The 22,021-nt window shown below is 44.7% G+C and carries 16 protein-coding genes; 13 read left to right on the top strand and 3 right to left on the bottom strand.

All coding sequences use genetic code 11. The annotated features are described in order from the left end of the window. The first annotated feature begins 124 nt into the window (after positions 1-124). From JOD02_RS06860 to JOD02_RS06875, 4 genes are all read left to right on the top strand, one after another. Positions 125-1,129 (top strand): LacI family DNA-binding transcriptional regulator, encoded by a 1,005-nt coding sequence (locus tag JOD02_RS06860; RefSeq protein WP_204488181.1) that lies wholly within the window; start codon positions 125-127, stop codon positions 1,127-1,129. A gap of 193 nt (positions 1,130-1,322) precedes the next feature. Continuing rightward, positions 1,323-3,299, top strand: a complete 1,977-nt coding sequence (locus tag JOD02_RS06865) for a beta-galactosidase trimerization domain-containing protein (RefSeq protein ID WP_204488182.1) — start codon at positions 1,323-1,325, stop codon at positions 3,297-3,299. A gap of 195 nt (positions 3,300-3,494) precedes the next feature. Then, on the top strand, positions 3,495-5,315 hold the full coding sequence (locus JOD02_RS06870; protein ID WP_243426390.1) for an L-fucose isomerase: 1,821 nt from the start codon (positions 3,495-3,497) through the stop codon (positions 5,313-5,315). A 344-nt stretch (positions 5,316-5,659) separates the two neighbouring features. After that, positions 5,660-6,772 carry an MGDG synthase family glycosyltransferase gene (locus JOD02_RS06875; protein WP_204488184.1) on the top strand — a complete coding sequence of 371 codons (1,113 nt, stop codon included), beginning with the start codon at positions 5,660-5,662 and terminating at the stop codon, positions 6,770-6,772. A 26-nt stretch (positions 6,773-6,798) separates the two neighbouring features. On the opposite strand, the gene JOD02_RS06880 is transcribed toward JOD02_RS06875, so the two are convergent. Together JOD02_RS06880 and aroC are read right to left on the bottom strand one after the other, a co-directional pair. After that, the gene (locus tag JOD02_RS06880) at positions 6,799-7,221 is read right to left on the bottom strand and encodes a YckD family protein (protein ID WP_204488186.1); all 423 of its coding nucleotides are present in this window, start codon (positions 7,219-7,221) and stop codon (positions 6,799-6,801) included. A gap of 157 nt (positions 7,222-7,378) precedes the next feature. Beyond that, positions 7,379-8,479: a chorismate synthase gene (aroC, locus tag JOD02_RS06885; protein ID WP_204488188.1), complete on the bottom strand. Its 1,101-nt coding sequence runs from the start codon at positions 8,477-8,479 to the stop codon at positions 7,379-7,381. A 230-nt stretch (positions 8,480-8,709) separates the two neighbouring features. Between aroC and JOD02_RS06890 the strand changes: the two genes are divergently transcribed. From JOD02_RS06890 to JOD02_RS06920, 7 genes are all read left to right on the top strand, one after another. Continuing rightward, positions 8,710-12,972 carry an acyl-CoA dehydratase activase gene (locus JOD02_RS06890; protein ID WP_204488190.1) on the top strand — a complete coding sequence of 1,421 codons (4,263 nt, stop codon included), beginning with the start codon at positions 8,710-8,712 and terminating at the stop codon, positions 12,970-12,972. A 106-nt stretch (positions 12,973-13,078) separates the two neighbouring features. Continuing rightward, on the top strand, positions 13,079-13,477 hold the full coding sequence (gene acpS, locus JOD02_RS06895; protein WP_204488192.1) for a holo-ACP synthase: 399 nt from the start codon (positions 13,079-13,081) through the stop codon (positions 13,475-13,477). After that, the gene (locus JOD02_RS06900; RefSeq protein ID WP_204488193.1) at positions 13,455-15,044 is read left to right on the top strand and encodes an NAD(P)H-hydrate dehydratase; all 1,590 of its coding nucleotides are present in this window, start codon (positions 13,455-13,457) and stop codon (positions 15,042-15,044) included. The genes acpS and JOD02_RS06900 overlap by 23 nt, the downstream gene beginning before the upstream one ends. A 194-nt stretch (positions 15,045-15,238) precedes the next feature. Then, positions 15,239-15,514, top strand: coding sequence for a ribbon-helix-helix protein, CopG family (locus JOD02_RS06905; RefSeq protein WP_204488194.1), 276 nt, complete (start codon positions 15,239-15,241; stop codon positions 15,512-15,514). A 6-nt stretch (positions 15,515-15,520) separates the two neighbouring features. After that, on the top strand, positions 15,521-15,871 hold the full coding sequence (locus JOD02_RS06910) for a type II toxin-antitoxin system PemK/MazF family toxin (RefSeq protein ID WP_025748012.1): 351 nt from the start codon (positions 15,521-15,523) through the stop codon (positions 15,869-15,871). Positions 15,872-16,020: 149 nt separating this feature from the next. Next, positions 16,021-16,851 (top strand): YitT family protein, encoded by an 831-nt coding sequence (locus JOD02_RS06915; RefSeq protein ID WP_204488195.1) that lies wholly within the window; start codon positions 16,021-16,023, stop codon positions 16,849-16,851. Between the two features lie 92 nt (positions 16,852-16,943). After that, complete coding sequence (locus tag JOD02_RS06920) at positions 16,944-17,339, top strand: universal stress protein (RefSeq protein WP_204488196.1); 396 nt, start codon at positions 16,944-16,946, stop codon at positions 17,337-17,339. Here JOD02_RS06920 and JOD02_RS06925 read toward each other — a convergent pair. Further along, positions 17,336-17,869 carry a hypothetical protein gene (locus JOD02_RS06925; RefSeq protein WP_204488197.1) on the bottom strand — a complete coding sequence of 178 codons (534 nt, stop codon included), beginning with the start codon at positions 17,867-17,869 and terminating at the stop codon, positions 17,336-17,338. The two genes, JOD02_RS06920 and JOD02_RS06925, sit on opposite strands and share 4 nt — an antisense overlap. Positions 17,870-18,000: 131 nt before the next feature. Between JOD02_RS06925 and JOD02_RS06930 the strand changes: the two genes are divergently transcribed. Both JOD02_RS06930 and JOD02_RS06935 read left to right on the top strand, forming a co-directional pair. Further along, positions 18,001-19,020, top strand: coding sequence for an efflux RND transporter periplasmic adaptor subunit (locus JOD02_RS06930; protein WP_204488198.1), 1,020 nt, complete (start codon positions 18,001-18,003; stop codon positions 19,018-19,020). A 23-nt stretch (positions 19,021-19,043) separates the two neighbouring features. Next, the gene (locus JOD02_RS06935) at positions 19,044-21,893 is read left to right on the top strand and encodes an FtsX-like permease family protein (RefSeq protein WP_243426407.1); all 2,850 of its coding nucleotides are present in this window, start codon (positions 19,044-19,046) and stop codon (positions 21,891-21,893) included. The last annotated feature ends 128 nt before the right edge of the window (positions 21,894-22,021 follow it).

The raw sequence follows: 22,021 nt of genomic DNA on the forward strand, positions 1-22,021 counted from the left end.
TGTGACGTTATCCCCCGACATTTTGGTCGGGGGTTTTTCTTTCCAAATCTTGACGTGTACACGATGCTAAGTTATAATAATAATTGAACTGGTTCAATTTTTGTAGGACATGTAGGGGAAAGAGATGGCTGTAACTATTCGTGATGTGGCAAAGCGAGCAGGGGTATCTTTGGGTACGGTGTCCCGATACCTCAATGGGTATAAGCTTCGTGAGGAAAACCGTATAAAGGTTGAGAAAGCCATCCAGGAATTGGGCTTTAAACAGAATATCATTGCTAAAGGCCTCAAAAGCAACCGTTCCATGACCATCGGAGTGGTGATTGACGATTTTACAAACATTTTTTGCACTTCTATCGTAACTGCTATAGAAAGGACTGTGGAAAAGGAGAATTACAGCATCATATTGTGCGATTATGAGGGGGATACTGAGAAGCTGGAGCAGAAGCTCAACTTTCTGAGGGACCGTTTGGTTGATGGACTTGTACTTTTTTCCAACAATGCTCATTTGAGTATAATGGATAAGTATATTCAGGACGGGATTCCGATAGTAATAGTAAATGAAGATATCCCTGGTTTTAATACCGATAAAGTGCTGGTGGACAATGTTGGGGCTTCATTCAGGGCGGTTGAAAGGTTTATCCATTCCAACCATACCAAAATCGCCATAATCAATGGTCCACCTAGTTCATGGGTCAGCCAGCAGAGGTTTGAGGGGTATAAACAAGCGCTGGAGGCATATAATCTGCCGGTTGAATCCCGTTGGATCAAGTACGGCAATTTCACTACGGTGGGAGGTTATCTGGCAGCAAAGGAATTTTTTGAAGGGCCTGATATTCCAACTGCGTTGTATGTGACCAATTATTACATGACGCTGGGAACTGTAATGGCTATTCATGAACTGAATATTAAGGTTCCCCAGGAACTATCTCTTATAGGTTTCGATTATTTCGAGTTGTCAGATGTTATAAAACCTCCTTTGACGGTAATTGAACAGCCGGTTGTCAAAATGGGTGAAATAGCTGGCAATCTCATATTGAAGAGGATAAAGGGGGATTATACGGGTTACCCCGAGGTACACAGGCTTCATACCAGGATGATTGTGAGGGATTCGGTAAGAGTCATTTCTTAACTTTAGCAGTTAAGATAAACTTTAATACCTAAATAAATAGTAGCTATGTTCCTCTAAATATGTTTTTTAATTGTTTACCTTCAATTTGAACCGTTTCAATTTTGAGGTTAATCTGTTAGAAAGAATGGATTGTATTTTTGACTACTTGTTTTTTGAAAAAACTAAAAACAAATTTAATGGAAAGGGAGATAACATGGGTAAATTACGGTTCAGACAGGTCCATCTGGATTTTCACACTTCTGAGAAGATTGTGGAGGTGGGGAATGCTTTTGACCCTCAGGAGTTTGCTAACACTTTAAAAGAAGCCGGGGTTGACTCCATTACCTGCTTTGCCAGATGCCACCACGGCATGATTTACTATGACACTAAATTCCCTGCGCGGCATCCGGGGCTTAAAAGAGACCTCTTGCGTGAGCAAATAGAAGCGTGCCATGCAGTGGGCATTCGCGTGCCCATTTATATAACCGTGGGCTGGGATGAATACATGGCAAAGCGGCATCCAGAGTGGCTAGAGAGGATGCCGGATGGCAGGCCTTATGGTGCAGGACCTTTAGAGGCGGGATGGAAGCATTTATGCTTTAATACTCCGTACATCGACTATGTGGAGGAACAGACCATTGAAGTTTTGGAAAAGTTCGGGGATGAGGTGGATGGCTTGTTCTTTGATATAATAATACAACATCCTTGTTGCTGCAGCTATTGCATGGAAGGGATGGAACGAGCGGGATTAAACCCTGAAGACCCGGAGGATCGCAAAAAGTTTGCCAAACAGGTCCTGGATGCTTTCAAGAGAAGGATGACGGCCACTGTGCGCAGATACAATAAAGACTGTACCATTTTCTACAATGCGGGACACATTGGTCCCTCGATTAGGGGTACGTTGGATACATATACCCATTTGGAGTTGGAATCCCTTCCTAGTGGTGGGTGGGGATACGAGCATTTTCCCATCACTGTGAGGTATGCCAGGAATTTGGGATACGAATATCTGGGGATGACCGGCAGGTTCCATAAGTCGTGGGCCGATTTCGGTGGGTTTAAGAATCAGGCAGCCCTGGAATACGAATGCTTTACGGCTCTGGCTCATGGGGCTAAGTGTTCCATAGGCGATCAGCTTCATCCCAGCGGGGCTATAAATAAAGCCACATACAAGCTTATTGGTAGCGTGTATAACCAGGTTAAAGAGAAGGAACCATGGTGCGATGATGTCACTGCGGTGACCGAGATAGGGGTGTTCACGCCTGAAGCGATTGAGGAAGAATCTGGTGTGAGGCTTCATCCATCCTTGAGAGGCGCTTACAAAATGTTGGAGGAGTCGCATTATCAGTTTGACGTAATCGATGAGCAGATGGATTTCAGCCGTTACAGAGTCATCATTCTTCCTGATGTAATCACTCTGGATGAGGCCCTAAAAGATAAACTGGAAAGTTACGTTGCAAACGGTGGTAAGCTGCTGCTCTCATATAAATCCGGGATGGCAAGAGGTCAACAACAATTTGTGCTGTCTGGTATGGGAGTTGAGCTGGTAGGCGATGCCGAATACTCGCCCGACTATGTGGTGGCAGGTGAGGCCATAAATCAGGGCCTGTTTAATACAGAGTATGTCATGTATGACAGGGGCTTATGGGTAAAGCCTCAGGAAGGGACCAAAGTGTTGGCCTCAATCTGGAATCCTTATTTCAACAGAAGTTACAAACATTTTTGTTCCCATCGTCAGACGCCACCTGAAAAGGAAAGTGGGTATCCGGCGGTTACGCAGAAAGGTTCCGTCATCTATTTTGCACACCCTATCTTTTCAATGTATCACAAGCACGGAGCAAGGGTTTATAAGCAGCTGGTGGTAAACGCTTTGAGGCTGCTTTTGCCTGATAAGCTGGTTGAAACCAATGCTCCTACCACGGCGCATATGCTATTGAATTACCAGGAGCCCTATAACCGGTATGTTCTCCACATCCTCCATTATATTCCTCAAAGACGGTGCGAGGAAATAGACATTATAGAAGACGTCATTCCTCTGTGTAACGTAGAGGTGAAGGTAAAGCTTCCTTCAAAGCCTGAAAGGGTGTACTGTGCACCTAAAGGCACACAGCTGGATTTTGAGTATACAGATGGATATGTAAAAGTGGTGGTGCCGAAAGTTGAAGGACACGAGATGGTGGTGTTTGAATAAGGCGTAAAATGATGAGATGCCGTTTATGCCTGTGAAAGTTGATATAATGCTGTTGGGAAAAATATACATGCTCAGAAGCGATTGGATTGGCGAAACCACTCCATCCTTAAATTGTGAATTCCGTTTTGAGTAGCAAAATAGGTTTTTTTACACTGAAATCAAAAATTTAAAATACATAAAAGAGGAGGAGATTTTATGGCCAATGTTGAGGGAATCAAATTGATTCCGCCGCACAACAGGTTTAAAGGAGGTATGCCCAAAATAGGGATACGGCCTACCATCGATGGAAGGCGGCGGGGTGTCAGGGAATCTCTTGAGGAACAGACAATGAACATGGCCAAGGCGGTAGCCAAGTTTCTTGAGGAAAACGTGAGGCATTACAATGGCATGCCGGTAGAGTGCGTGATTGCCGACACCTGTATTGGTGGGGTGGCCGAAGCGGCACAGGCGGCTGAGAAGTTTGCCCGTGAAGGGGTGGGCGTGTCGATTACCGTGACGCCATGCTGGTGCTATGGCTCCGAGACCATGGACATGGATCCTTTTATTCCCAAAGCCATATGGGGCTTTAACGGGACCGAACGTCCGGGGGCTGTGTACCTTGCAGCAGTGCTGGCGGCTCACAACCAGAAAGGTCTGCCCGCCTTTGGCATATACGGCAGGGATGTGCAGGATGCCGGCGATACTACCATTCCCGATGATGTGAAGGAAAAGCTCCTTCGGTTTACCAAAGCTGCTTTGGCTGTGGCAAACATGAGGGGCAAATCATATCTCTCTATGGGCGGGGTATCGATGGGTATCGCTGGCTCAATGGTTGATCCCGATTTCTTTGAGAGTTATCTGGGAATGCGCGTGGAATATGTGGATATGAGCGAGTTTATAAGGCGTATTGAGGAAGGGATTTACGACAAAGAGGAGTTTGAGCGGGCCTTGCGCTGGGTGAAGGCAAACTGCAAAGAAGGCCCTGACAACAACCCGCCAGAGATACAGGTTCCCAGGGAGAAAAAGGATAAGGACTGGGAGATGGTCATAAAGATGACCATGATTGCCCGTGACCTTATGGTGGGCAATCCAAAATTGGCTGAGATGGGGTTTGAGGAGGAAGCCTTAGGGCACAATGCCATTGTGGCGGGGTTCCAGGGGCAAAGGCAGTGGACCGACCACTTCCCCAACGGCGATTTTATGGAGACCATACTCAATTCCTCGTTTGACTGGAATGGCATAAGGCAGCCTTATATCCTTGCAACCGAGAACGACTCGCTGAACGGTGTTGCCATGCTGTTTGGGCATTTGCTCACCGGCACAGCTCAGATTTTTGCCGATGTGAGGACTTATTGGAGCCCCGAGGCCGTGAAGCGGGTAACCGGTAAGGAATTAACCGGGCTGGCAGCCAATGGCGTTATTCATCTCATCAATTCCGGGTCAGCGGCATTGGACGGTACAGGTCAACAGACAAAAGACGGCAAGCCGGTCATCAAGCCCTTCTGGGAAGTAACGCCTGAGGAAGTTGCCCGATGCCTTGACGCAACACAGTTCAGGTATGCCAACCTGGGCTACTTCCGAGGTGGCGGTTTCTCAACAGATTTTACCACCAGAGGCGGGATGCCGGTGACCATGTTTAGGGTAAACATCATAAAAGGGTTAGGTCCTGTACTCCAGCTAGCCGAGGGATATACGGTGGAGCTACCTGAGGATGTACATGATATACTCGATAGGCGTACCGATCCCACATGGCCTACCACCTGGTTTGTTCCCATATTGACAGGTAAGGGTGCCTTTAAGGATGTATATACCGTCATGAACAGCTGGGGTGCTAACCATGCGGCTGTGTGTTATGGCCATATTGGAGCAGAGCTTATAACTCTGGCATCTATGCTGAGGATTCCTGTGTGCATGCACAACGTTTCTGAAGACAGGATATTTAGGCCTAGCGTATGGAACGCCTTTGGCACAAGCGACTTGGAGGCTGCAGATTATAGGGCATGCGCTGCCTTTGGACCGCTGTACGGCAAGAAGTAAAGGTATTTGTTTATAGAAGAGTAAGCTATCCGCTTTTAATATCCGTTAATTTATTTGTGTATAAGCTTGATGGGGGCTGATTTCTTGTAACAAAGGAATAGGCCCCTAATTTTATGCCTTAAAATTTTTTACAGGGCTATCATCAGGGAAGGCTATTACCAGGTTGATGTAAATTTTGCAAAAGTATAGGGATACATCTATCAAAAAACATGATAGAATATAGTTAAGATTAAATATGACGAATTATATTTGATATTGCCAAATGTAAGTGGTGGTTCATAAAATTTTGATTTGAGCGTATCATGGATTTAACTGCTGAGTGCTAAAGAAGGAAGGTGAAGGCTGTGAAGGTTTTGTTTTTGTCGGTATCTGCGGGCCATGGCCATAATCAAACCGCCAAGGCTGCTATAGAGAGTTTGAAGGCTAAAGGTGTCGATTGCGTGTTATTAGATATATTTGAGTATATAAATCCCATATTGAGCGAATCGGTTGCCAAGGCTTATCTCATCTCTACAAAATTTACCCCCGCTGTTTATGGGAAGTTGTACCGGCTTGGTGAAAGGCTGGAGAAATCCAACGAGAAGCTTTACATAGGCAAGATAATAAGCTCGCTTTTGTCCAAGAAATTGACGGTGTTTCTCAATGAATATCAACCTGATGTAATTGTTTGCACGCACATTTTTCCTGCGCAGGTTATAAGCTATCTTAGAGAAAAGGGATTGTCATGCAAGAGCGTGGGTATCATAACCGATTTCACTATTCACCCTTTTTGGGAGGATACTAATTTGGATTATTACGTTACTGCCAGCAGCCTGCTAAACTTGCAGGTCCAGAGGAAGGGTATTCCTCTTGAAAAGGTCTGGCCCATTGGGATTCCCATTTTTATGAAGTTTGCCAATAAATTGGACAAAGCGGAGGCAAGAGAGATACTGGGAATTGAGAATAAGACTACAATATTGGTCATGAGCGGGAGTATGGGTTATGGAAATGTGGATGATGTTATTCGCAGGCTGGACAACATGGACATGGATTTTCAGATAATTTCAGTGTGCGGCAATAATGCTTCATTGAAGAAAAAGATTGATTCAATGAATATAAAGAAGAAGATTTATAATTATGGGTTTGTGGATAACGTGGATGTCATGATGGATGCCTCTGATTGCATATTGACCAAGCCTGGTGGGCTTACGGTGTCTGAGAGCCTTGCTAAATGTATACCAATGATCCTTATAAACCCTATCCCAGGGCAAGAGGATAGGAATGCCGAGTTTTTGCTTAATAATGGGCTGGCAATTAAGACCAGCGAGACTTTCCCGGCAGACGAAGCGGTCTATCATCTATTTCACAATGAAAGCAGAAGAAAGTATATGATCGAGATGATGCATGAGGTAGGCAGGCCGTATGCTGCCGATGAGCTGGCTGACCTCATTATCCAGCAAATAAAGGAGGGGGCTTGAAAGCCCCCTTTAATTTTAAAGTATTTTTACTGAGAAGTTTGTGTAGGTTGCGACGGGTTTTGCTGGATAAATGGGCACTGCCCACCGAAACCCATACCTCTTCTCCGCCCGAATCCGCCGTTGAATTTGCCACGGCCAAATCCTGGCAGGTATCCTTGTTCGGCACGGAACTTCTCCATCTGGTCTATTCTCTGCTTCATGGATTCAGCCCGTTTCTGGTCGATTACTCCAAACTCTAGATATTTATCCACGATTTGTTTTTTAAGCTCGGCAATTTTTGAGTAGAGAGCTGCTAGTTCCTTTTTCTGGGATTCACTGAGCTGTGTTCCTGTAGCGTTGGAAGGAGTTTGTGCCGGAGTCTGTGTATTTTCGTTTTGAGCCCAAGCAATGGGAACTGCAATGGCTCCTACCAGCATTATGGCAATTGCTATAATCCACCATTTCTTCAAGTTTATGCACCTCCTTTTTAAATTTGTCTTATCAATATTGTACCCGTAATTTATATTAAAGTTGTGAATGTCGTGTGAAGATTGTATGAACAATTTGTGAATTATCTATATATAGTGATAAACCAATTTCATGGACAAAATTCAAACACAGTTGTTGTTAAGATAACGCCTTTTTTATGAGGTCTATCCTGGACAGTATGCGCTGGAAAAGCAAGTCCACTACTGTAATGGCTGCCATGGCTTCCACTACTACTACGGCCCGTGGGACTATTACCGGGTCGTGCCTACCTGTTAGCTTAAGCCGTGTGTTTTGCATATCGTGGGTTACTGTATCTTGCGGAATGCTGATGGAGGGTGTGGGTTTAAAGGCTGCCCGAAATACGATGGGGAATCCCTCGCTTATTCCCCCGGTTATGCCACCCGAATTGTTGGTGAGCTTGATAAGCCCTTTATCTGGGTTGGAAGCTAAAGGGTCGTTGTTCTGCGAGCCGGTGAGGTAAGCGGCTTCAAATCCCCTGCCAAACTCGATGCCCTTTACTGCGCCGATGGACATTATGGCTTTGGCGAGGGCGGCATCGAGCTTGTCGAATACCGGCTCTCCCACTCCGCTGGGTAGACCCTGTATGATGCATTCCACAATCCCGCCTGCCGAGTCGCCCTTTTCTTTAAGCTTCTGGATATACTCTGCAGCTTTTTCAGCTGCTTCACGGTCGGGCATGGCAAAAGGGTTTCGGTATATCTCGTGTTTGTCAAATTTTTGTGGGTCAATCTTTACTGGACCTATAGACAACGTGTAAGCCTGGATTTCGACTCCGAGTTGGGACAAAACTTTTTTTGCAATAGCGCCGGCTGCCACACGAGCGGCCGTTTCCCTGCCCGATGCGCGGCCACCTCCTCTGTAATCCCATATTCCGTATTTTTGATGATAAGTATAGTCGGCATGGCCAGGACGGTATATATGGGCAACTTGTGAATAGTCTTTGGAACGTTGGTCTTGATTGGGAATGATGAGCGATATTGGTGTACCGGTGGTAAAGCCTTCAAAGACCCCTGACAAGATGGTCACCTTATCCTCTTCCTGCCGGGGGGTGGAATAAGGGGACTTTCCCGGCCTTCGTCTGTCTAAATCCTTTTGGATGTCTTCTTCGGACAGTGGAATGCCAGCCGGACATCCGTCAACTACCACGCCTATGGCTTTACCGTGAGATTCTCCCCATGTAGTAACGGTAAAGTTCTTCCCTATGGTTGAGCCTGACATAAGGAACCTCCTTAAGATTTGAGTTTTATAGAATTGTATCATTTTGGAGCCGTGCTGTACAACATACTTCAAGCAAATCTGTTTGAGAAACATACGGCCTTTAGAGGTGAAGGTACCTACTAGACCTTGACTACGAGTAAATTTAAAGAGAGGAGATGAATTATTTAAGAAAAGGTGCTAAAATATTTTTAAATATTGCAATGTTTAAGACGGGGAGGATAAAAAGTGAGATGGTCAGTGCAGGTATCTGTCTGGGTTCAACCAGCATAAGCACAGCAAGTGTCCAACTAGAAGGGGGATTTTTAGAGGTAATTAATGCTCTCTGGATTCCCCATGGTGGGTCTCCAAATTCGGTTTTTGAGAAAGTCTTTTCTTCTTTGAAATGTGAATATGTAGCGGTTACGGGTAGAAAATTTGCCCGGCGTATAAAGTTGCCAAAAATATCAGAGCCCGAGGCCGTGGAAATAGCATATAGGTATTTGTCAAATAAATATCCTGCTGTAGACACAATTGTATCGGCTGGGGGCGAAATGTTTATTGCATATAAGCTAAATGCCAAAGGCAATATAGTGAGCATTGTATCCGGCAACAAATGTGCATCGGGCACAGGGGAATTCTTTATGCAGCAGATAAAAAGAATGGGCCTGCTTCCCGAAGAAGCTCTAAAGATTGCTCAGCAGCCGCCATACGCTGTAGCGGGACGCTGTTCGGTGTTTTGTAAAAGTGACTGTACCCATGCTTTGAACAAAGGGGAGCCTAAAGGGCGCGTGGTATCAGGTCTATGTAAGATGATGGCATCAAAAGTGATAGAGCTTTTAAGGAAATGCGATGCTTCAAAAGTACTTTTGGTAGGAAAATGCGCTGAAAACAAACTGATGGTAGAATATATAAGGGAAGAGTTCCCGGACGTAATAGTAGCAGATGAAGCTGGTTGTTTTGAAGCTTTGGGGGCAGCGGTGTGGGCGGCATTGAATAAAGCCCGTGTGCCTGAAGGCGAAGGCAGGCTTATAGATGAGCTGGCTACGTCCTTTTCGTATTTTGACCCCCTTATTAAATATTCTGATATGGTGGAGTTTAAAGAGATGCCGCGTGGTAGCGTAAAAGCGGGTGAAGAGTGCATTGTGGGGCTGGACGTTGGTTCCACCACTACTAAGGCGGTGGCCATAAGGACGAAAGATAACGTTATAGTGGCTTCCGAGTATTTAAGGACCAACGGTGATCCTGTAGGTGCAGCGCGGCAGTGCTATAAAAAAATTGCAGGAGAAATAAGGGGAGCAAGAGTTGTAGGTTTAGGCGTTACGGGTTCCGGTAGGCAGATAGCAGGGCTGCATGCCATGGCTTCAGCGGTGGTAAATGAAATAATAGCCCATGCAACGGCAGCGGCATATTTTGATAAGGATGTTGATACCATATTTGAAATAGGTGGCCAGGACGCAAAGTACACTTATCTAGTTGAGGGTGTACCGGCTGATTATGCCATGAATGAAGCCTGTTCAGCCGGTACCGGGTCATTTTTGGAAGAAGCTGCAGGGGAAACACTGGGCATAAGCGTATATGAAATAGCTGACATAGCGTTACGTGGAGCAAAGCCGCCCAATTTTAACGATCAGTGTGCTGCATTTATAAGCAGTGATATCAAGACGGCTATACAGGAAGGTGTAGCCAGGGAAGATATTGTAGCGGGGCTTGTATATTCGGTATGCTTAAATTATATAAACAGGGTGAAGGGGAACAGGCCTGTTGGCAATAAGGTTTTTATGCAGGGTGGCGTGTGTTATAATCGTGCTGTTCCGCTGGCAATGGCGGCTATAACAGGTAAGAAGATAATAGTGCCGCCTGAACCAGGACTTATGGGAGCCTTTGGTGTAGCGCTTGTCGTTAAGCAAAAGCTGGAAAAAGGCGAGATACAGAAACAGGAGTTTGATCTAGAGGTTCTATCTAACCGTGAAGTAACCCATGTGAAGTCTTTTACATGTTCTGGTAAACCTGAAAACTGCGACCGCAAGTGTAGCGTACACATCTTAAAAATAGATGGGAAGAATTACCCGTTTGGCGGTGTATGCACAAAATACAGCAATGTTATATCCAAATCCCGGCTTAACCAAGGTAAGGACCTTGTTGCTGAGTTTGAACGTTTGACGTTTGGTAACTATAGCAAAAGCGAAAAAGAGAAAGATGGGCCTACTGTAGGTATACAGCCTTCGCTTATGACAAATATCTTGTATCCGCTGTATTACACTTTCTTTACGGAGCTTGGGGCTCAAGTTATTTTAGCAAATGACGTTGAACCAGAAGGGCTTGAGAGAAAGGGTGCTGCCTTTTGTTATCCCGCAGAGCTTTCCCATGGCTATATGTCTTCTCTTTTAAAGCTTAAGCCTGACTATATCTTTATCCCTCATGTCAGACAGATACCTGCTGGAAGTGAAGTCGCTTCAAAAGTGACGTGCCCTATTGTGCAGGCTGAACCTTACTATTTGAAAGCGGCTTTTGATGAGCTTAACAATTTTAAGCTATTGTCTCCCGTGCTTGATTTCGCGGCTGGGTATGACAACATGATGGATGAGTTTATAAAAATTGGTGTAGATATGGGTTTTTCAGTGGCAGAATCGGCGACTGCTTATAGGGCAGCTGTTGCCGAGCAGGTCTCGTATTTAAATAAGCTAAAAAACATTGGAAAAGAATTCGTGGAACAACTTGATAACTGTCCTGAGGCTACGGCGATAGTCATTTTTGGTAGGCTCTACAATGCTCTGTCTGGTAAAGTAAACATGGGTATTCCCAAAAAATTTTCATCAAGAGGGTATGATGTGATTCCTTTCCTTATGCTTCCTTATGAAGAAGAGCTTTCTATGGATAATATGTATTGGGCTACGGGGGAGATGATAATTAAAGCTGCACGCTATGTTGAGAAGCATCCCTCGCTTTTTGGAGTGTATATAACCAATTTCAGCTGTGGGCCTGATAGCTTTATTACAGGATACTTCAGGCGTATAATGGGTCAAAAGCCTTCTCTCACGTTGGAAATAGATTCTCATACAGCAGATGCAGGGATAGATACCCGGGTGGAGGCTTTTTTGGATATAATCAAGGGGTATAAACAGGTAAAAAGATATTATCATGTAACTTCGTCTATGCCGTTTAAACCCTCGCGTGTAGAATACAAGAGGGGAATGCTGGAAGTGATTGATTCCAAAGGAGATGTATATCCTATTACCCATCCGAAAGTGCATCTTGTAATACCTTGTATGGGGGAACGGTCATCAAAGTTGGGTGCGGCTGCCTTAAGATATTGCGGTATAAGGGCGTCTGTACTGCCTGCACCTTCTGAGCAGGAGCTCAAGCTGGGCAGAGCCGATGCTTCGTGTAAGGAGTGTCTGCCCCTTATACTTACTTTGGGAAGTTTGAAGCGCTATCTTGAAACGAGGCCTAAGGACGAGCTGACAGTCTATTTCATGCCTCAAACCAGCGGACCGTGTAGGTTTGGCCAGTACAACGTGCTAATGCGAAACTGGGTAATGGACCACCAAATAGAGGATGTATCCTTTTTGTCGCTTTCGTCGGCCAATGCTTACGGTGGACTTAGCATACCTATGCAGCTTAGAATATGGCGGTCTCAGGTGATAGCGGAAATATTGGATGATATATACAGCGCGGTGATTGCTCTCTCAAAAGATAAACAACAGGGGCTTGATATTTATAGAGAAGTAGAGAACAGGCTGCTGTATGCTTTAGAACACCTATCCTGGAAGGATGTGAAAAGTGAGATAGCCAGTTGTGTAAAGTTGCTTTCTAAGATAGATGTCGTGTGTGATATATCGCAAGCCAAAAAAGTAGCTCTTTTGGGAGAGATATATGTAAGGAGTGACGATTTTTCCCGTCAATATATAGTAGAAAAGCTGGCCGAGAGAGGAATTGTTACCAGGACTGCGCCCTTGATAGAGTGGCTGTATTACTGTGATTATCTAGTGAAGAATTCTGTACTTCATGATAAACCCACATGGAGCGATAGCCTCAGGGTGAAGCTGAGTGGGTTGATAAAGCGGAGGGAAGAGGCAAAAATAAAGTCCATGTTCAAGGGTACAAAGCTTTATCAGCTCGTGACTGTAAATGTGGACAGGTTAATTAAATGTGCAAATGGGCTTATGTCGGATAGGCTTACGGGTGAAGCGATACTCACGGTTGGAGGTACAGTAGCTGAAATTGTGGATGAGGCAGACGGGGTTATAGCCCTGGCGCCCTTTGGTTGTATGCCGGGCAGAATAGCTGAGGCCTTAATTTCTCATAAGTTGGAGGAACAAAAACTTAAGAGCGCTGAGGATAAAGAATATATAGGAAATGTGTTAGAGCAGCACTTGAATCTTCCATTTTTGGCTATAGAAGTGGATGGTAACCCCTTCCCACAACTTATAGAATCCAGGATAGAGGCTTTCTGTTTACAGGTAGAAAAGCTGCATGCCACCAGGCGGTGTTTTCTTGACTATGGAAAAGCTTGATTGTACCGGATTGGATAATATGTTAAAATATTGTTTGGGGTATGAAGATGCTAGTTTTATGCGTAGCTTTGATGAGTCGATGTAATTTTTGGAAGGAAGAAGTGCGGTGATTGTTGGGGTTGGCATTGATATAATCGAGGTTAAGCGTATAAAAAGAGCATGTTGCAGTTTACGTTTTTTGCAAAGAGTTTTTACAGAAGAAGAGCAAAAGTACTTTGAGAAGTGTGGAAACAATCCTCAGACAATAAGTGGGAATTTTGCGGCCAAAGAAGCGGTGATGAAGGCCTTAGGCACGGGGTTCGATGTGGGCTGGAAGAATATAGAGATACTCCACTGTCCCAATGGAAAACCGTATGTAAATCTCTATGACAGGGCAGCATATCGGCTATCCTGTATAGGTGGTAAAAAGGTGTGGGTTTCCATATCCCATATAAGAGGGTTGGCGGTTGCTCAGGCTATTATTGAAGGTGAGGATGAGGCATATGTTTGTTGTAACTCCGTTTGAGATGAGGAAGATAGACCAAAGGGCTATTGAGCAGTTTGGCATTCCGGGAATTGTGCTCATGGAAAATGCCGCTCTTAAAGTGGTAGAGGTGGTAGATAGGGTTTATCGCTTAAAAGACCGGGACAGGGTTGTAGTGTTGGTGGGGGCAGGCAATAACGGTGGTGACGGCCTCGCCGTTGCACGCCATCTGTTTTTGAGGGGTATAGATGTAGAGTTTTTTTTGTTGGCGCGGGAGGATGTTGTATTGGGAGATGCGAAGGTCAACCTGGATGTTGTCAAGAAACTAGGGCTTTCCCTGTCGCTTGTCCAGGATGAAGACGATATATTAAGGCTTGAGCAAAGCTTGAAAAGTGCAACGCTTGTGATAGATGCCATATTTGGCACGGGGCTTTCCAGGCCTGTGGAAGGGATATTTGCACAGGTAATAGAACTTGTCAACCGTGTGGCGGTTCCGGTTGTGGCGATAGATATACCTTCGGGCATCAATGGCGCAGACGGTCATGTCATGGGTATTGCTATAAGGGCTTCACATACCGTGACATTTGGATATCCTAAAAGGGGACACCTGCTGTATCCGGGCCGTAGGTATACAGGGGAATTACATGTGGTACCCATAGGATTGCCGCTTGATAGCGCTCAATCCATCGGAGTACAAGCTTTTACCTTGGATGTCAATGAAGCCGCTGGGATGCTTAAAGAGCGGCCTGCTGAGGGCCACAAAGGTACTTTTGGCAGGGTGGCTGTGGTAGCGGGTTCTACCGGCATGACGGGGGCTGCCTGCCTTTGTGCCATGGCTGCGCTGCGCAGTGGTGCAGGGTTGGTAACGCTGGGCATTCCGGCAAGCCTGAACGATATTTTGGAGAACAAGCTGACTGAGGTTATGACTAAACCGCTGCCGGATAACGGGACGGGTTGCCTGCAGGAGGAGGCTTTGGGTGATATACTGGACTTGGTGAGGGATGCGGATGTGTTAGCCATAGGGCCGGGGCTTGGGAAAAGCGGTGCAGTCTTTGAAGTTTTAAGGAATATTTTGGGTAGGACCCATATATCCATAGTATTAGATGCGGATGGATTGAATCATATATCCCGGGATATTAATCTGCTAAAGAAGCATTCAGGACCTGTGGTAATTACGCCCCATCCAGGGGAGATGGCTAGATTGACGGGGCTTACTGTTGCTCAAATTGTGCAGTCTCCAGTTGAGGTGGCGCAGAAATTTTCGCAACAGACAGGTGTGGTGGTATTGTTAAAGGGTGCAACTACCGTAGTATGTCATCCTGATGGCCAGATATATTTAAACACCACTGGAAATTCAGGTATGGCCACGGCAGGAAGTGGGGATGTTTTAACCGGTATCATTGCCGGATTTATTGCTCAGGGGTATGAGCCTTTTGATGCGGCGGTTTTAGGTGCATTTGTCCATGGCTATGCTGGTGGTTTGGCGGCTGAGGTTCACGGCCAGGCGGGAATGATAGCGGGGGATATACTAGAGACCGTGCCGCTGGCGCTTAAGAATATGTACAATTTGTTGGGGAAGCATTGTAAAAGTTGGTCACATGGTATATAATACTGAATATAGTCGAAGTGTGTGTCAATATTCGATAAAGGTGCCTGTGAATCTTCCTGTTTTCCCAAATAGGTATAATAGGTGGTGTGTGGGGAAAGCAGGGGATAATTTTGTGTGAGGGGGAAGTTCCATTTTTTGACGGGGAGCAGTTGGAGTGGGAATCTTGAGTACATAACTTATAGGAGGTGCCCACTGTGGCTGAATTAAGGAAAATTTTGGTGAGCTTACCTGATAGCCTTTTGAGGGAAGTTGATGAGATTGTTGCAATTGAGAAGCGAAACAGGAGTGAGTTTATTCGAGAGGCCATGAAACTTTACCTTAGGGAGAGGCATAAGATGGAAATAAGGGAAAAGATGAAAAAGGGCTATGAGGAGATGGCAAAGTTAAATGCAGAGTTGAGCAAGGTAGGATTTGAATCCAGTAATGAGGCTTTAGCGGCTTATGAAGCCCTTTTATCGGAGAGTGAATGATTAATTATGATAGTGAGAAGAGGAGAAATTTATTATGCGGACCTCAGCCCGGTAGTGGGCTCGGAACAGGGTGGAGTGAGGCCGGTGCTTATAGTACAGAACGATATAGGGAACAAGTATAGCCCTACCGTCATTGTGGCGGCCATCACTTCGCAAATCAACAAGGCAAAGCTTCCCACTCATGTGGAGCTCAGTGCATCTGAGTATGGATTGCCTAAAGATTCGGTCATATTGCTCGAACAAATAAGGACAATAGATAAAAAGAGGTTGAGGGAGAAGATATGTACGCTATCCCCTGAGGTTATGGAAAAAGTAAATGAGGCACTTCAGATAAGCCTGGGGCTTATCGATCTTTAGGGTGGGAGAGGATGGCATTTAAATTTTTTGGGGATAAGATTAAGGGTGTTGTTGGGGATGAGGTAATGTTTTTTGTGTGAAGAGTTGTGGTTAAGGGATGGGGTAATAGACTATTACTTTCAGACAAAAGGGTTAAAAAGGAGTACGGCATGAAGAAGCTGTATTTACTCATAAAAGATTATGTACTTATTGTGGTGGGCACGTTTCTAACTGCTCTGGCATTTAACTTTTTTTTAATACCTCACAAGATTGCTCCGGGGGGATTGAGCGGTATAGGTACGGTAGTGTACTACCTCTTTGGAATACCGGTAGGCGTTACTATGTTGGTTCTCAATGTTCCCATGTTTATAATAGCCATTAAAGAGCTTGGTAAAGATTTTGGATTTAAGACGTTTTTGGCAACGGTATTACTATCGGCATTTATTGATTTCGTTAAGGTCCCATCGCTTACGCATGACTCTATACTTGCTTCCATTTATGGTGGGGTATTGATGGGCATTGGTTTAGGGCTTGTCTTCCAGGGTAATGCAACTACGGGTGGGACTGACCTGTTTGCGAAGATAATGCACAAATTTTTTCCTATACTAGGAGTAGGGTGGATACTTTTTGTAGTTGACTTTTTGGTGGTGTTGACAGCAGCTATTGTATTTGGACCAAGCCAAGCACTTTATGCATTAGTGTCTTTATATTTGAGTGCCCGGGTGATAGACCTGGTATTGGAAGGGCTGAACTCAGCCAAGGCTTTTATCATAATTTCTGACCATGCCAATGAAATAAGCCACAGGATTATGACAGATGTTGACAGAGGTGTCACTTTTCTAGAAGGCAGAGGGGCGTATACCATGCAAAGGAAAAATGTGATCTTGTGCGTAGTGAATAGGGCACAGGTAGTACAGCTAAAGGCCATCGTAAACGAGGTGGATCCTTTAGCTTTCGTTTTGGTTACTGATGTTAGAGAGGTGATGGGCGAGGGCTTTTGATTAGATTTTAAGTTGGCCTTGGTAAAACTGTCAGTTCCCTCAAGCTATGGCATAAATTTCAAAGTTATTGCTTGGGGAAAAGGGGTTGTCAGATGGCTAATGAGCGTAATATTATGATTTGTGTGACACGGCAGAAAGCCTGCGAACGCTTGATTAAAATGGGTAAACAGATGGTAAAAAGTCATGCCGGTGCTAAACTGTATGTGGTTCATGTAGCAAAAAATGGAGAAAATTTTTTGGGCAATCCTGATGAGGGGGAGGCATTGGACTACCTGTTTCAGGTCTCTAAAGAGGCGGGTGCCGAGATGACGGTGCTTCGCTCTAACCACGTGGTGGATACGCTGGTGGATTTTGCAAAAAGGAATAATGTTTCTATTGTGGTCATGGGTGAATCGCCTGGTTACAGGGACAATGACGATAGGAACATAATACAGGAGATGGAGAGGCGTTTGCCGGATTTGGAGTTTAAAGTTGTACCTCAAGGTTAATGTTTAAATTTTTCCACAAGCTGTTTTACCCAAAGCCTGTGAGGGCTTTCTATTATGGCCATGGGGTCAGATACTTCTTCCCTTGATTGTGGGAAAAGGAGAATTTTAGGCCCTTTACGGGATTGGTTTTCCCATACATGGGTATGGAACAAAACGTAGTCGATATACCCCTCTTTGTAAACGATGAGAGTGATTTCGCCCCAGGTTTTAGGGAGTATGTTTTTATAATGTGTGTCTTCTATTATGGGGACTCGGATGGCAGGTGTTAGACCTTGAGCGTTGGTCTTAAACTTTTTCCCTAGCTCAGGGATGACCACGGCTGCGCCTTCTATGGGTCTCTCGGTAAAGCCGTCGACTACGTGGGGCTGTATATATCCGTAATGCGGTTCATTTATGGGGGGTATCTGTAAAAATGCGTCTGCGTAGCGATAAAAATTTTCCCCTAAAAAAGAATAGCCATTGTGTATCAGTGAAATGATCGCCACCATTATTATGACAATTGTCATTAAGGATTTAGTCTTATCACACACAGCATTTCACCTCCATCATTGACATTTATATTCATCCTATCAGTCGTTATAGTACTCATTGTATCAAAGCTTCCCAGGGGTTGGTGAAATTAAATCTTTTTGATTTATAATGAGCATTGGAGGGTTGTATTATGGATTGTTGCTATACCAAGAGATTTAAATGGGTTGTAACTTTTTTATTGGCAGCATTTCTGGGCGTATTCCTTTCAGGGTGTTATTTGTTCCCTAAAGAAGAGCCGGTGTTGGCGCCGCCGTTAATTGAACCCCCTGAAATTACTTATGACGTTATGGAAGTAAAGAGGGGAACTATAGAGAAGAAGATTACAGGTTCGGGTACTTTTGTTTCAGTTGAGCAAGGTAATATGTTTTTCAAGGCACGAGGAGGTCGCATAAAGGCAATTCATGTTAAGATAGGGGATAAGGTCAAAAAGGGTGATTTACTGGCAGAGCTTGATACTGCCGGGCTGGAGTACGAGATTGAGCAGCAAAAGTTAGTACTCCGTAAGGCGCAGCTGAGATATAACCAAATAAAGGAGTCGGGTGGAGATAAGTATTCTCTTGAAATAGCTGCCTGTGACGTTGAACTGGCGAGGTTACAGCTAAAAAATCTGCAGCGTCAGTTGGAAGAAGCAAAGTTAAGGTCTACTATGGATGGGACGGTGGTCTATGTGGATAACCGGCTGGGACAGGGGGATTATATAGATGCATATTCCACCCTTGTTAAGATAGCCGATCCTACCAAGCTTCAGCTCCAGTATTCAGGTAGTAATCTTTCGGATTTCCAGGTAGGAATGAAGGTAGAAGTGAAAATACGCGATAATGTGTATGAGGGACAAGTGGTGATGACTCCTGCGACGGTACCCGTCAATGCCGATGAAAGCCTTAAAAATGTTGTTAGAATAGATGTGCCCAACTTGCCTGAAGATGTCACTATGGGTGATACAGCTCAATTTACCCTTACTCTGGATAAGCGTGAGAATGTTATAGTCCTTCCGAGAAATCTGGTAAGAAATTATATGGGCCGTAAGTATGTATTGGTGCTGGAAAATGGGCTCAAGAAGGAACGCGATGTTGAAGTAGGGCTGGAGACTCCTACTGAAGTGGAGATCATCAAAGGCCTTGAAGAGGGTGAAAAGGTAATTGTGGATTGAAGGGGGTCTAAGCCTTGATATTGATGGTACTCAGAAAGATGCTCAATAACAAATGGATGGTAGTATGCCTGCTTACGGGTGCTGTATTGGCAGTTGCCATGCTCAGCAGCATACCCATTTATACCAATGGCGTGCTTCAACGGATGCTTACAAAAGACCTGGAACAATATCAGATATCAACTGGGGTTTTCCCTGGACAGTGCCTTGTACAAGCCAGCATATATTCGCATTATGATGCCGGTAATCGTATAAAGGCCTATCATATGATTGACAGAAAGGTTACGCAGGATTTGGTCAGGGATATGGGGCTCCCGGTTCTGGCCGAGGCAGAGGACCTTGTGATCGATTATATGACCGCATTGCCTGAGGTTCAGAGGGAAGAGGAGCCTAAAAAGCGGTTTGTCAAGATAGAAGCCATGTCAGGGCTGCAGGACCATATAAAGATTGTTCATGGGCGCTTGTTTTCCACTCAAAAGGAGAATGGTATTATTGAGGCCATTGTGACCGAAGAGGCAATGAAGAATTTGGATCTCCGTTTGGATGAGGTTTATGTTGTGAGCGATTTTATCAATCCTGAATCTGAACCGTTTAGAATAAAGGTTGTTGGCGTGTTTACCATAAGGGAGCAGGTTGATCCGTATTGGTTTCAAGGCCTTTGGGCATTTAGGGAGAGCTTTCTGATAGACTATTCGCTGTTCTATAAGGAATTTATAGAGGCGGAAGTTCCTCTTCTGACAAAAGGTCAATGGTATTATGCTTTTGACTATTACAAGATAAGCTTGGATAACATCGCATCCATTGTGGATGCATATAAATCGCACAGCCGATGGTTTACCGAGAAGAGGATAGACTTTAAGATGCCGGCTGTTTCTATCTTGGAGCAGTATTATGAGCGAGAGAAACAGCTTAAGACCACGCTGTGGGTTATCCAGGTTCCCATAATGCTTATGCTCATCTTTTACGTCTTCATGGTATCTCAGCTTATCGTTGAGCATGAAAAGAATGAAATTGCGGTTTTAAAGAGCAGAGGCGCAAGCAGCATACAGATCTTCTTGATATATTTGCTGGAATCCATAATTTTGAGCGCTATAGCTATTGCCATTGGACCACCTCTGGGACTACTGTTGTGTTCTTTATTGGGTGCATCCAATGGTTTCTTGGAATTCGTGCAGAGAACAGCCCTTCCTGTTCACCTAAATTTAACTGCATATATTTATTCTCTGTGGACGGTTTTGGTATTCATGGTTACCATGCTCATACCAGCTTCTCTGTCTTCGCGAACCACAATTGTACAGTACAAGCAAAGGAAGGCGCGTACGGCGGTATTTATGCTGTGGAAAAAGTATTTTTTAGATGTAGTGCTCTTGGGCGTTGCGGGTTATGGACTTTATAGCTATCAAATGCGGCAGCAGGCTTTAATGGTAAGCGGTGTCAGCGGTACTGACCTGGCTATAGATCCACTGTTGTTTATCATTTCGACTTTGTTTGTATTGGGTGCAGGATTAGTTTTTCTGAGAATTTTTCCGTATATGATTAGGCTGCTCTTCTGGCTGGGGAGGAAAGTTTGGTCTCCCGTGTTGTATGCCGCTTTTATACAAGTGGGAAGGTCGAGCGGCCAGGACAGGTTTTTGATGCTGTTTATAGTTTTAACTTTATCGTTGGGCATTTTTAGTGCCAACGCAGCGCGAACGCTCAATAACAACATCGAGGAGAAGATAAGGTACAATATAGGCGCTGATATAGTGATTCAAGCCCATTGGGAAGACAATAAGCCAGATGTAATGCCAGTGGATCCAGCTGACATGATGGGAATGTCACAGCTTTCAGGGTCGAATAAAGAGCCTGTGCAATACATAGAGCCTCCTTTTCTGCCCTACACTGAACTATCGGGAGTGGAATTGGCAACCAAGGTGTTTAGAAAAGAGGGAGTAACGGTACAGACTGCTACACGGCAGAACGTGAACAGGGTCTATCTCATGGGTATAATCCCCAACGAATTTGGCAAGGTGGCTTGGTTCCGCCACGATTTGTTAACTCCCCACTGGTATCACTATCTTAATTTGATGTCGCGCCATCCCCAGGCAGCATTGGTATCAACGTCTTTTAAGAAGGACTTTGAAGTGCAGAAAGGCGATTCGTTATGGATTACTTGGGGAGATCAGGGATATCTTGAGGTAGTGGTATATGAGTTCGTGGATTATTGGCCAACGTTCAACCCCAATGTAACAGGCCCCATTCAAACTAAGTCACCTTATCTTGTGGTGGCAAATCTTCCTTATATACAGGCCCATATGGCGCTGGAACCTTATGAAGTGTGGCTTAAGAAAGCACCGGGGGCTACCAGCGAACAGATATATAAGGATATTGAAAACAAGAAGCTTCAAATAGAAAGATTAGATGATAGCAGCCAGAAAATCATAATAAAGAAAAACGATCCGATGCTGCAGGGCACCAACGGCACCCTGACGCTGGGATTCATAGTGACTATGGCTGTAAGCACAATCGGTTTTCTCATTTACTGGATTTTATCGATAAAGCAGAGAGTGCTTCAGTTTGGAATATTCAGGGCTATGGGGTTGTCGGTCAGGAAAATAATCGGGATGCTGGTATGTGAGCAGGTGTTGATATCTGGGACGGCAATACTGGTTGGCATAATTATCGGTGGCATTGCAAGCGATCTATTTGTGCCGCTGCTTCAGATGGTGTACAGTGCAGCTGAGCAGGTCCCGCCTTTTAGGGTGGTTGCCACTCGGGAAGATTATGTAAGGATTTATACTGTCATATTGATGATGTTAACAGTAGGGCTGTCTATTTTAGGATTCATAATATCTAGGATAAAAATACACCAGGCCATCAAGCTGGGCGAAGATTAGAGCGGAGTTTCTATTTTATAGCTATGATAGTGAAGATGGGACAGCTTTTTGATGGGGGGAAGAGTTCATATATGCTTTTATATATGGAAAGGTAAAATATTGAGTGTTAAAATTTTTCAGAGGATTGT

The sequence above is a fragment of the Caldicoprobacter guelmensis genome (assembly GCF_016908415.1).
GTDB classification, from domain to species: domain Bacteria; phylum Bacillota; class Clostridia; order Caldicoprobacterales; family Caldicoprobacteraceae; genus Caldicoprobacter; species Caldicoprobacter guelmensis.

Coding starts and splice junctions, on each gene's coding strand:
- JOD02_RS06930 (WP_204488198.1), top strand. CDS start 18,001: ATGGATTGTTGCTATACCAAGAGATTTAAATGGGTTGTAACTTTTTTA.
- JOD02_RS06870 (WP_243426390.1), top strand. CDS start 3,495: ATGGCCAATGTTGAGGGAATCAAATTGATTCCGCCGCACAACAGGTTT.
- JOD02_RS06865 (WP_204488182.1), top strand. CDS start 1,323: ATGGGTAAATTACGGTTCAGACAGGTCCATCTGGATTTTCACACTTCT.
- JOD02_RS06900 (WP_204488193.1), top strand. CDS start 13,455: ATGTTTGTTGTAACTCCGTTTGAGATGAGGAAGATAGACCAAAGGGCT.
- JOD02_RS06860 (WP_204488181.1), top strand. CDS start 125: ATGGCTGTAACTATTCGTGATGTGGCAAAGCGAGCAGGGGTATCTTTG.
- JOD02_RS06920 (WP_204488196.1), top strand. CDS start 16,944: ATGGCTAATGAGCGTAATATTATGATTTGTGTGACACGGCAGAAAGCC.
- JOD02_RS06890 (WP_204488190.1), top strand. CDS start 8,710: ATGGTCAGTGCAGGTATCTGTCTGGGTTCAACCAGCATAAGCACAGCA.
- JOD02_RS06915 (WP_204488195.1), top strand. CDS start 16,021: ATGAAGAAGCTGTATTTACTCATAAAAGATTATGTACTTATTGTGGTG.
- JOD02_RS06935 (WP_243426407.1), top strand. CDS start 19,044: ATGGTACTCAGAAAGATGCTCAATAACAAATGGATGGTAGTATGCCTG.
- aroC (WP_204488188.1), bottom strand. CDS start 8,479: ATGTCAGGCTCAACCATAGGGAAGAACTTTACCGTTACTACATGGGGA.
- JOD02_RS06910 (WP_025748012.1), top strand. CDS start 15,521: ATGATAGTGAGAAGAGGAGAAATTTATTATGCGGACCTCAGCCCGGTA.